We start from the raw sequence: 12,370 nt of genomic DNA on the forward strand, positions 1-12,370 counted from the left end.
TCTATCCGCGCAGAGACTCCCCTGGCAGCGCCGCCGCACTGGTCGTCGCATAACCAAGGTCCAGGGGTCCTCGTCGCTCCCAATATTCAGTTGCAGATTCCAAGAGAGTGATGAAGCAGCGAGATGCTCTGGACCATGACTCTGTAGTCACCGTGCGCAGAGACCGGACGCCCAGACTGACTCGGTCGCCTGGCCGAAGCCCGTACACGACCCAGTAGCTGGTGTCCGAGTCGAATCCGATCTTGTGAGCGGCAAGAGTCTGACCATTCACCTCGATCTCAAAGCGCATATAGTCAGTGCCTCTTGAGTTGACGTAGTTGCTTCGTAGGCTGAAGGTGAGGACGCTGGAGTCCTCGTCCGACCATGTCATTTCTCGTCTGGCGAATGCTCCGACTCCGAGCTCTTCGGCTGGAATCTTGATTTCGCCCCGCGGACAATCGACCGTGTGATTGTTGGATTCCATCGACAGTGGCCCGGCCGACAGCGGATGGTTCTGGTTGTCACCGGCTCGTCCAATCCAGGGTGGAGTCGCGGCTGCTTGCGACTTGGCATCGGTGAGTGACTTCCGGAGAACAGTGTTCTGCCTGTACAGATTGTTCCTATTGTTGATTCCAGGAAAATTCAGCTCGGGCCAGTTGCGGTCGATGAGCTCGGTGAACATGATCCCGGACCGTCGTTCGTCTTCAGATCCGGCGAGCCCGAGTTCGACGATGGCCCGCATGTTCATCGGCGAGATCGAGTCAAATGCCGGGTCGGTCTCGTTGTAGATCTCGGCCAGCCACCGCCCCATCCGGATCTCCCAATAGAACATGTCTGAGGCCACGAAGTCGTGCAGCGCGTTCGGGTAGCCGAACTGTTTCAGTGTGCTGTCGAGCTTCGCTTCGTAGTCCTTGATGTCTGAGTCGTCGAGGTTGACGCTCTTCAGTCGTGAGGACATGAGGCCTTTGACCAGGTCCATCGGGTCCCTCTGCTTGGTGGAGCCATAGTAGGACCGGATCGTCTCTTGAGTGTTTCCTCTGAAATGCAGCCCGGTGCTATTTCCGAAATTCTCGACATAGCGAGCGACCAGCCAACGCCCGTGTTCGACAAGAGAGTTCTTGTCCGCAATGGCCTTGTCTTCTTCGGTGAATTTCGTACCCTGTCCATGCACGATCGGTACGTGATTGACCTGCGCAAGAGCGAGTACCTCGCGGGAGAGGTCTCGGTCCAACTGCATGGCCTGTGCCCAGTTGCCGGTTCCGTTGTTCGTGAAGTAGGTGAATGCATCGACTTTGTCCTTGTAATCACGCAGTGCGGCTAGGACGACCCTGGAGTCGAGTCCTCCAGACAGCGAGACGAAGAAGCGGTCGGTGGCTTGAGCGAATGCACTCATCTGTCCCAGCCAAAGTCGATTGATCTCCGAGGCGCGTTCCTCAAAGCTCAACCCGGTGAAACGATTGCGTTCCCGTGGGAAGTATCGATATGTGCGTCTCGACTCGAGCTCGAGCATATGGTTCGGCAGGAGTGCCCGAATCTCTGCATAGGGCGTTTCGTCCCAGGCGAACGATAGAGGCAGTACAGCCCACGACCGCTGCGCCTTCAACTCGTCAGAGTCGCGAGCCTCGGTTCCGATAAGCGAGGCGAGCATGTGTGCGTGTGTAGAAAACGCTTGGCGGTTCGTATCGTAGTAGAGAGTCCGAGTTCCGTGTGCATCGTGAAAGACGCGGTACAAACCGTCGACTTCGACGACAATTGCGTAGCGCCCGCCCAGATAGTCCAACGCATCGAGGAAATGCTCTTGGCTTGAAGTTAGCTCAGCGTGCAAGATGTTGGCTATTACCTGCGCATCAGAAGTTGCCTCGGCGCGATCAGACTCTTGAGGGACGATCGCTGCCGCACCGACAACTAGCACCGCTGCCGATTCCGACCTAGCAATGGCCGGCATGCGCTCACCGTCGAACCACATGGACAGTTCACCAAAGCTCAGGTGCTGAAATCGCTCCGGAGGACCTTCCCAACCAGAAATCTCCAACGACCGACGGTAAGCGATAAACCCTCGCGGGTAAACGGAAGAGAGTGAAGTCATAAACAGATTCTAATTGCGACTACAACTAGCTAATAAAACACCAGCAGAACATACAATTACTTCACGAAGCATTCACGTACATTTCACGACACGCTTGCTTAGCATTGCATCGGCCTCAAACACAGACAGTTCACCACTCACTGCCAAGCACACCTCCGAATCGAACGAACCACCAAAGCAAAACCCGAAACTTCCACACTCGACTGACAGACGAAAACTACTAAATCCACGGAGATATCCCACAAGAGCGAACATCACCAGAATAAAACGAACATGAAATGGAACAGCACAAGGAGGCTCTCGCTCTATATGAAGAACAGACAACCGAATACGACCAAACATCAAAACTCGAATTTCAATCATTAGAAAACTGAATACCAACTTCAACCAAACGGGCTCATCACCGCTATGCCGAACACCAGAAGCGCTCCCATCACGACACAAAAAACGAATGGCGACGTTTGCCTAGTCGTTTAAAGTACACCAACGCAAAGCACCAAAAAATAAATTTGGACAACGACTTACGACGGGACACCGACGCATCCGGTTCTAAGGTAGGCTGTTCATACAATGAAGCGGACTGCTTGCCAGCCTCACCCTAACTCCGTCACAGAACTCAATACCAAGGAGTGCTAATGAAACTGCTCATGCGCGCCGCAAAGCATCCGCTAGTGCCCGCCGGGCCCGCGGAGACACTTCGCAATGACACCATAGGCCACAACAGCGGCAACCTACTGTTCGCGGCCGCTACTCATGCGCTCCTAGGCACCAACTCCGTGCAAACTGATACACGAGCAAGCTTCAAGGGCAAGGATCTGGCAGCAAAGGTTAACGAAGAATACGACGGGGTCGTCATACCGTTAGCGAATTGCTTCAGACCCGCTTTCAAAAACGAACTAGACAATCTTACCCACTTTATCGGAAACTTGAAAATACCCTTTGCGATGCTGAGCGGAGGGGCACAGGTCGAACACGGCGACAGCAACTTTTCATCCCTCGCCTCAATCTCCGGTTCAGTAAAAGCATTCTGCAGGGCCGTCTTGGAACATTCAACATACATCACCGTGCGAGGCGAAGCCACCAAAAGATATTTGAACAGCTTGGGATTCGATCAGGTCAAAGTAATCGGGTGCCCCTCACTCACAAGAATGGGACCAGACTTCAAGATTGACACGGCCCCAAACAACTTCGGAAAAAATATCGCTTACAATGTAGAAACTTCAAAAGAAATTATGGGAGAACTCCTTACCAGGTTATCCCAATCGAATTCAACCCTCACCTATTTCCCCCAGGACATTAAGACCCTAGAGGCAATGTTCTGGTCCCGCGACACATACCCGGAATCCCGGGAAAGTCTTCAACCGATACTTCTGAAGCATCCACACTTCGTAAACAAGCAAGTCGAGTTCTATCTTGACGCCGCACCTTGGATCTCACGAATGCGGAGTTTCGACATGGCCATCGGCCCAAGGATACACGGCGCAGTCTCAGCGATATCTTCAGGCACACCCGCGCTACTAATCGCACACGACCTAAGGACCGAAGAACTCGCGGAGTATCACAGAATCCCATTCGTAACTCCAGCGGGACTCGAAAAGATCAAAAATCCAGAAGACATCTGGGACCACTTAGACTATGCAGACTTCAATACACATCGGCGAGAACAGGTTGCGGAGGTAGTACGACATCTGGAAGATAATGGGTTCACCACGACGTTGTCCGAAGGTAAGGCCACTGAGCGTGCGGCGTATTTCGAGTCTGTGTCCAGTGTCAACTACCACCCTCCGGTAAAAGCTCCCGAGATGGACCAGAACGACGCCCGGTTCGCAGAGTTAAGACGCAAGGCTATTTCCCTTACAGCTCAAGTGCAAGATCTCGATAGACGAATCAAGTCTCTTTCCAAATAGTCTATCGCCAAATAGAGGGACCCCGATAAGTGAACGACTCAGTCGAAGAACACAAACCGGAACAGTACGCCACAACTTCAGACTTATTGGAGGTTCTAAAACAGCAGACGGAAGTCCTCAAGATTCAAGAGCGCCTACTTCGACGACACGAGCGAAGTCAGAAAGAACTCTTAGAGAGAGTCGCGCAGCTCCAACAGGACCTGCGCAAAGTGTCCGAGTTGCCGGACAGTCGCGCTGACATCCTAGACTACTTCGCAAGTGCAGCGCTCGCACCAACTCTCGATTCAGTGTGGAACTTCCTAAGCGATTCCCAACTGAGCCTAAAATCGACGCTAGAAAGACTTGCCGACAGCAACGATTCATTCTCTAGGCTAGGCGATGGGGAGTTCAAATTGATGCTGAGTCCATGGCGCAATCTGGCCTTTCAAACTAATAGCTTCGAGCTCATTGATGCACTTGAATGCACAGCAGCAACCCGCGAGCCTAACTTACTAATAGGCCTGCCTCAATTCATGAGGAACACCAACTATTTGAAGCTTTGGCCTAAAATCTGGGGCCGGCTCCAAACGCTAGTTCACCCTGACCAAACCTATGGCAACAGCCATGTGTCCCGCCCTCTGGCATTCCAATTCTTAGGGGAGTCTGCTGTTCAACTATGGAGAGAGGTTTGGCGCAACAAATCTGTAAGCGTTATAACAGGCAAAGGATCCAGATTCGACATTGTGCCGGCCCTATTCGACTCCGCTTCTAAGATTGAACGGATAGACTCAACGCCTACAGACGCCTTCTCCGATATCGAAAGAATTATCAAGATCGCGAAAACAAGAGACTCCGATATATTTTTGATATCACTCGGTCCCGCTGGAACGGTGCTTTCCCGACTACTCGCAGAGAACGGACGCAGGGCACTGGACATAGGGCACCTCAGCGGAGCGTATCTCAACATCTTCGAAGGGTTCACCGTCCCAGAGAAGACGCCGCTCAGTCGTCAATGACGCAAGGGGGTGAACCACCACGTCATTAAGCACGCTGTGTAGGTTGTCCACTCATGCGTAAGCCATTTCCGCGCAAATCGGCGACTACTACAAGTAGAAGCAACTAGACACTAGCCCATAGCCTTCCTTACCAGGCGTTTTTACCACCTGCAACGCTCTCCAATATGTATCGCGTCACCAATGCGTAATCGGTGGATCGGAATCGTCGCGCCGATGCTACCATGGCAGGACCCACAGTCCACAGGTACTAGTACTGGAGCCAGCACGCCAATGACCGCCAAGTCCAATGTAGCTAAAGTTTTGCGGAGGCTTGGCCTCGATACTGTTGTGGATTCTAAACGCTTCCGTAAAGCCGTCGGTGCACCGATTTACAAACGGCACGAGACTACTGACACGTCTAACGCCGTGAACTACACTTTGGCGGGACCACAGGTGACAGTTGTTGTTCCAGCTTATAATGTTGAGAATTACCTATCGGAGTGCCTGGAATCTATACTTGGGCAATCTTACTCCAATCTTGATGTGCTCGTGGTTGACGACGGCTCGACCGATGGAACGGCTTCGGTTGCGGACGACTATGCTCGCAGGCACAAACGCGTCCGTGTTATACACAAGCAAAACGCGGGATTAGGCGCTGCGCGCAATACTGGTCTCGAAAACTCAACAAACGAATTTATTACCTTTGTGGATTCAGACGATACTATCCCACCAGGTACCTATGAACGCGCGATGAGTTCGTTGAACGAAACGGGTTCAGACGTGTGCATAAGTTCTGTTGCCAGATTCGACAGCAAGAACAGGTGGCTACCATTTTGGGTTCATCTAGCGCACGAGGAAGAACGTCTCGGAGTATCGGGTAAGGATTTTCCGCCTATCATGTGGGACGTTTTCGCTTGGAATAAAGTATACCGGAGAGATACTTGGGATCGCCTCGTTGGTTCTTTCCCTGAAGGAACACTATACGAAGACCAGGAATGTACCGCCAAACTTTATATCGGCGGAGCGAAGCTCGATATTCTAAAAGAGGTCGGCTATAACTGGCGGCTGCGTGAAGATAGTTCATCGATTACTCAACAGAAGACCAGTATTTCTGACCTAAATCAGCGCCTGAATGTAGCGTTCGAAGTCAGGCGTATTGTTGGAGACTCCGACCCGGAGTACTTGCGCTACTGGTATGCAAAGACTCTCGGCGAAGATCTGTACTACTACATACGAGAAGTGCCCCGTGCTGATCCTGAATTTTTCGATGTGCTTTCAGAAGGTGCACTGACGCTCTGGAATGAAGCGCCAGCATCTGCTTTTGAATCTATTGATCCAGTTAGAAGGCTGCTTACATATTACGTTGCTCACCAAAGTCGTACTGACCTCCACCAACTTCTAGTCAGACTTGAACAAACGAAGAACTCGTATCGTGGTGTGCTCGAAGGCGGACGTCTGAAGTTTTCTGTCGAACGCGCTGATGGACATCCGTTCGAGATACCTGCCGACTTGCAAACGGTGGCCCCAGATAGTGTCAAACCTCAGGTAGAACTTACTTCTTTTAACACTGACGCGAATGGCAACGCTGTCTTTACTGGTTTTGGATATCTGCCCAACTTTGATTTAGATTACGGCTATTCTGCCGATCTGTTCAATTCGGAATCTCAATCGGTTTCTTCGACATTGGAAGTAAATCGTCTGATGGGCCCTGTACCCGCTCGCTTCTCAACTGATTACAACAACTATCAAGATCGCCGTTTTGAATTAAAGATTCCCAAGTACGTAATCGATGAGCTTGCGGATCAAACTGAATCGTCGCAAAGCACGGAGTTACAGCTGAGAATTCACCTCCATCTCTCTGAATTCACTTGGACGGCATCTACGGTTCGACGCGATCTGCTTTCGTCAGCGGGGTATCCTCTCGCGTCGAATATGACAGACCGTGGCGCCCGGGTTGCGGTGCAGGGCGATCCCCGCGAAAACACCAGTATTGTTGTCTTGAAGCCAAAGATCGTTGCAAGTCAGGTCCAGATCTCCCACGGCTCGCTGCACGTTCGCCTTCGCCCCGAATGTGCCAGTGACCTATTAGCTAACGAAGCAACAAGCGTCGATGGCACTGGGCTTGCAATAGTCTTGTCCGCGGGCTCGAAAGAGGTCATTCGAAGTTCAGGCCATCTCGTAGAAAACTACCTTGAATTCGAACTCGCGCTTCCCCGCTTGCCACTATCAAGGTCAAAGATTGTCGACCAATTCCAGGTACACATCGTGTCAGCCTCCGGAATGAGGTGGGCTCTAGCGATTGATCGTTGTCAGGCCACACGAAGGCGAGATGGAGGCTTCTCTATCGGCTTGACCGGGTTTGGTTACGCGGAGGTCAATAGAGCACAACAAGCCGCTACTGCGGATCAGGTTGATGTCGCTACAGACGGCACCTCAGTCCGAGTAACCGGTACATTCACCATCGATCCAAATCTTGCAAGGTCTATAACTCCAACGTTTGCCCTCGTTGGAGCCAGAAACGTTATCCATCCTTCTACAATTACTGCAGACCACTCGACTGGGACTTTCGATGTACAGTTCTCTCTGACTGATTCAAGTACAGAGACTTCGCTAGTTGGAGATCGCTACGTACTTCAATTGTTACTGGCGACTGGCAAGGCGCACCCGCCCTCGGCCTGGATAAGTGCTTCTTACGGTCTTGAGGATTCGACACCCTACCAAACGTTGACTCCAACGGGCCTACTTACTGTCAATACCATCGGCACCAGCAGGTCTGTGCGAATTGACGTCGACCCACCCTTAGATCCAGGCTCTGAAATTGGCTCATGGAATCAGGCTCAGAATTCGCAGGTATTTGTTGCCCCGAGTCGTCAACTTAATCCATCTTCTGTTTTATTTGAGAGTTTTTCAGGAAATTCGATTGCTGACTCCCCACTAGCTCTCGATAGGGAAATAGGCAATAGATTCCCTGAAGTCAGGCGACTGTGGACTGTAAGAAATCGGCGAACCGTAGTACCTGATGGTGCGGTCCCTGTTATCTTCGGAAGTCGGGAATGGTTTGAAGCTGCAAGTTCAGCTAGCGTCCTAATCAATAATAATAATTTTCCCTATTTCTTCAACAAACTTCCTGAACAGTTTTACATTCAAACTTGGCATGGCACGCCACTCAAGAAGATCGGAAGACACGTGCCTGCAAAGAGTCTGTCCCTCAGTTATCGACAACTGATGGCACGGGAGGCTGATTCCTACTGGGATTTGTTGCTTGCACAGTCTGCGTGGGCTGGAGAAACGCTCAAAGACGCATTCGAATACGACGGGTCTGTTCTGGCCGCAGGTTATCCTCGAAATGACATCTTGGCGCAGAGAGATGAACTTGAGACCTTAAGAGACGAGACAAGAAGGCATCTAGGAATCAATCCAGGCCAACGGGCGGTCCTGTACGCACCGACGTGGCGCGATAACCTCAAGGAGCCGTCGGGTCACTACAGCTCTGTCGACTTCCTGGATGTAAGTTCCGCCGCAAAGAAGCTTGGACGGTCTTCTTCAATCCTTTACCGTGGGCACTCAAACGCCCTGAATGCTGCACCGAAAAAGTATGCCGACGCTATCCTTGATGTGAGTCGGCATCCGAATATCAATGCGCTTATCGCTGCTTCCGATGTCCTCATTACCGACTACTCGTCAATTATGTTCGACTATGTCGTTACCGGGAAGCCTATAATTTTCCTGTGCCCCGATTTGTCTACCTATCGTGATTCTGTGCGGGGTTTCTACTTCGACTTTAGCTCAGTAGCACCAGGACCTATGGTCCATACAGGGGCGGACGTAATCGATATCCTCAAGTCAGATCAAATATTTTCGGTGGAATCTACGGAACGCTATAGCAATTTTGTGAAGAAGTTCGCTGGCTTAGATGATGGGCACGCTGCACAGAGAGTCATTGACGAGGTCAGTGCTCTTTTCAGCTAATGTGATTTTGTTCGCTAACCTTTACAAGAACATGCAGCTGCATTGGCTTCTTCGCCTGAATCCGTCACTTTGGGTTTCAGGACCCCGTGTGTTTTGATTCACGTCGAGATGGCATGAGTCATAATGAGGCTGATCAAATCATTTAGCTCCTTTTCGAAATTGTCGGCGGTCGGCACATCCGAATTTTTCGTCTTAAGTTGAGCCACTAAGAGCCTCACTAAGCCTGAGTAATCTTCCGCTAATCTTGCGTTTGTCGACCACCCCTCATAGAGTCCCCGCTCGCGAACATACGAATCGTGGTCAGGGATAAAATGCACTACAGGTTTGCCAGTAAGAGCAAAGTCGTATGCGATTGACGAATAGTCAGTAACGAGCACATCAGAAATCGCAATTAGTACTTCAACATGTGGCTCACGGGACACGTCCAATACGCTCGGAGAAATGGACAGCGGTTTCGCAGTACTCACATGATGTGACTTCACGAGAACTTTCGCATCAACTAGTTTCGCCAACGCGTTGGGATCAAAATATTCATCCCACTTCAATGCCTCGCCGGATCGGTGTCGATCTCTCCAAGTAGGCGCGTAAAGCACAACTTTCTCTTCTGGCTCAATTCCTAACCGGTCACGAGCTTTTGCAGAACATCCTGAAAGCTCGTGTATACGCTTGTTTCGCGGAGCTTCTACAACACATATGTCGCCTGTGTAGCCGAGTCCTGACCGTAATTTCTCAACAGCGAACTCGAATTGGACGAGGAGTAGATCCCACTGCCGAACTTGTTGCTTCATAAGACGTCGGTAAGTCAGAGGAGTTTGACGCCGAGGTATATCCCAAAGCAATTTCTTTATTGGCGTTCCGTGCCACGTCTGGAGGTAGAACTGTCCATACGATTTCTGAACATAGTATGGAAAATTATTATTGTTTATCCACACTCGACTGGTAGCGAGCGCACGGTGCCATTGCGCCGTACCTTCGACAACTGGAACTCCTCCAGCTGGCACGTCGACCCTTCGGTCCCGCACCGACCAATAGAGTGGGATATCGGTTCGTATTTGTCTGATGGCGTCGAAGATCGCCCTTGGGTTGTCGTTGGCGCTCTTTCCGTTATACGACTCGAATACTATCCCGTGCGTCAGCGGGCCCCAGTCTTTATCGCGCAGCTGGAAGCGACCGTACTTGGACCGCTCACTAGACGCCCATGGCGGGGATGCCATTACGGAAACAGCGCCAGAGCTTTTTCCTTCGACCCGGAGTGTGTTCCACTCGGTAAAGCAATCCACCGGTCGGATGGCCAATTTGCCAGCAGCCCTGGCCCAACTGTCGGCTTGCTTCGTAGTTTCTCCGTACTTCAGGTGGTAGCCGCCTGCCAACGCCGCAACTTTGCCTCCCTCTGCCCCTGTCGTCGTCAGGTCATACACTGCGGTAAAGCTGCCGTCGGCGTGAAATGCAGACTCTGCAGGCTCAATCGTCTGCTCGGAGGATTTGAGCACGACCTTTAGTCTTTCCGGAGGGTCGATCCGACCAATGATCAGCAGTCTGTCCCGGTCGTTTGTCGCACCCGTTACAGTCACTCGCCGGAATCGCTGCGCCAACCTCACCTTGCCGGCGGAATTCGCCGCAAGACGCACGGAGGAGGTGCCAGGCAGAAGATAGTCGACGGATGCGTGATACACATCAACGCTATTTCCTTCGGAGGTCTTGGCGAATAGCCTCCACTGTCGTTCCCCATGGGTTTGGAATCGCTCGGGAAGTTCAGGCAGTGCGGTCGAAAAGATTGAGGGGCCGTTTGCTTCCAGCTCGACCTTGTTTCCGGCAGAGTGCATCGACAAACCACGTACATTCGCAGAGCGGTCGAGAGTCACCGTCAAGTCCCGCCCGCGGAATTCGACATTCTTCACGACGACTGGATCACTGGGCATGTCTACGGGACGAATCGACAATTCGCTTCGCTCGTCAGTGACAACTGTCAGGCGTCCTGAATCCCGAATCGGGCTAGGAGCAATCATTCCCACTACCGCTGTCGACACAGCCGGGGCTTGGAGATGCATCCCGTGCATTTCAAAGGAGCCGATCAGGTCGATACCTCGTGGCGATATGTCACCCAGACCGGAAACATCAACGCGAACCGTGAATCCCCCGGCTTCATAAGTCCGCCAAGGATCACCGACGTCCAAGTCCACTCGATTGTCGTTACGAGTCTCTACAGCACAGTCCAAAACAGTCGCCCCATCCATGATGCCCTGCATACGGAATGTGGTCCGTCCCGGATCGACCCCGGGAATGTAGGCGCACCCCTGGAGCTCGATCTGCTGTTCACCGATCCAACGCGCATTTCGCACGATGACGACGGGTTTGAAGTCGACAGGCTGCGCTTTAAGCAACCGCTGCGGAACATCGGTCTTCAGCCGAGACAGATACGTCGGCGCGACCACCCACGTACCGTCGACCAGTTCGAGCGGCACGGCTCGAGTCTCTTCCATCCTGGTTCCGAGGACTTCTTCGATATCGTCCAAGTCTCCGGACGCCACAACCCACATGTAGAGACGTTCCTGCGCCGGCATGAGCTTCCAAGCGCCTTTCGGCATCGTCTTTCGAAGAGTCTTGGCCGCTTCACAGAGGGTCTTGCGGAACCGTTTGTTTGCCGTGTCGAGGTACTCGGCGTGCATAGCAAGGTCTGTGCCCATCCAGATCGCATATGCTTGCTCGATAACGTGACCGGATGAATGGTGAAGGGTCGCTCTGAGCGCCTCAATGACTTCGAGCTTCGACTGCAGGTCACTCAGCTCGGCCTTGCGTTTGGAACGAGTGTCTCGACCATCGGCCAATCGCCACGCATACACGTCGTTCGTGAGCACGTCGATCGCCGCAGCACCGACCAGTGCTCTATAGACGGGTTCTTGGTCTTCGTAGTTGGAGAACCCCCACATCTCGCCTACATGACGGTTCCAGAAATCGTGCCGATACACCTTGTTCCACAGGACAGGTTCCTCCAGCAGCTCCGGCATATCGTCCAACCGCACTGCCAACCGCTGGCGAGCATGTACTCGCGCGGTCAGCTTCGGCCTGGACCGGCCGGCTGAGCCTATACGAACATACGCCCCAGTGGCAATGTCAGAACCGGTTCGTTCAAGCGAGTCAACGAGCGTCGCATACGCGCACGGCAGCACCTCGTCGTCTGCGTCAGCAAAGGTGATGTACTTCCCACGAGCAGCGTCGATTCCGCGATTGCGTGCACGCGCCGGCCCCTCGTTAGTTCCGGTGAGGACCGTTACCGGCTGAGCACTGTGAGAATGCTTTTCCGCCTTTTCAACGGTGTCATCGGCCGAACCGTCGTCGACGACAATGACTTCCAATGACACACCGATCTGGTTGAGGATGCTCTTCAAACAACGGTCAATGAAGTCACCCGCGTTGAATGCAGGAACGATCACACTCAACGTCGGAGTGTCCGTGCC

The 12,370-nt window shown here is 52.4% G+C and carries 5 protein-coding genes; 3 read left to right on the forward strand and 2 right to left on the reverse strand.

Going from position 1 to position 12,370, the window contains the following annotated elements; translation table 11 throughout:
• Position 1: 1 nt before the first annotated feature.
• A complete protein-coding gene (locus KTJ89_RS16475) occupies positions 2 to 2,065 on the reverse strand; it encodes an asparagine synthetase B family protein (RefSeq protein WP_259358510.1) in 2,064 nt (687 codons plus the stop codon).
• A gap of 635 nt (positions 2,066 to 2,700) precedes the next feature.
• On the opposite strand from KTJ89_RS16475, the gene KTJ89_RS16480 reads away from it, so the two are divergent.
• The 3 genes from KTJ89_RS16480 (at position 2,701) to KTJ89_RS16490 (ending at position 8,915) form a co-directional block, all read left to right on the forward strand.
• On the forward strand, positions 2,701 to 3,972 hold the full coding sequence (locus KTJ89_RS16480; RefSeq protein WP_259358511.1) for a polysaccharide pyruvyl transferase family protein: 1,272 nt from the start codon (positions 2,701 to 2,703) through the stop codon (positions 3,970 to 3,972).
• A 29-nt stretch (positions 3,973 to 4,001) separates the two neighbouring features.
• Positions 4,002 to 4,967 carry a GT-D fold domain-containing glycosyltransferase gene (locus tag KTJ89_RS16485; protein WP_259358512.1) on the forward strand — a complete coding sequence of 322 codons (966 nt, stop codon included), beginning with the start codon at positions 4,002 to 4,004 and terminating at the stop codon, positions 4,965 to 4,967.
• A gap of 270 nt (positions 4,968 to 5,237) precedes the next feature.
• Complete coding sequence (locus KTJ89_RS16490; RefSeq protein ID WP_259358513.1) at positions 5,238 to 8,915, forward strand: bifunctional glycosyltransferase/CDP-glycerol:glycerophosphate glycerophosphotransferase; 3,678 nt, start codon at positions 5,238 to 5,240, stop codon at positions 8,913 to 8,915.
• 98 nt (positions 8,916 to 9,013) lie between these two features.
• Here KTJ89_RS16490 and KTJ89_RS16495 read toward each other — a convergent pair whose 3' ends face one another.
• Positions 9,014 to 12,346, reverse strand: coding sequence for a bifunctional glycosyltransferase/CDP-glycerol:glycerophosphate glycerophosphotransferase (locus KTJ89_RS16495; protein WP_259358584.1), 3,333 nt, complete (start codon positions 12,344 to 12,346; stop codon positions 9,014 to 9,016).
• Between the last annotated feature and the right edge of the window lie 24 nt (positions 12,347 to 12,370).

The sequence above is a fragment of the Brevibacterium sediminis genome (assembly GCF_024895295.1).
Classification (GTDB): domain Bacteria; phylum Actinomycetota; class Actinomycetes; order Actinomycetales; family Brevibacteriaceae; genus Brevibacterium; species Brevibacterium sediminis.

Coding starts and splice junctions, on each gene's coding strand:
- KTJ89_RS16475 (WP_259358510.1), bottom strand. CDS start 2,065: ATGACTTCACTCTCTTCCGTTTACCCGCGAGGGTTTATCGCTTACCGT.
- KTJ89_RS16480 (WP_259358511.1), top strand. CDS start 2,701: ATGAAACTGCTCATGCGCGCCGCAAAGCATCCGCTAGTGCCCGCCGGG.
- KTJ89_RS16490 (WP_259358513.1), top strand. CDS start 5,238: ATGACCGCCAAGTCCAATGTAGCTAAAGTTTTGCGGAGGCTTGGCCTC.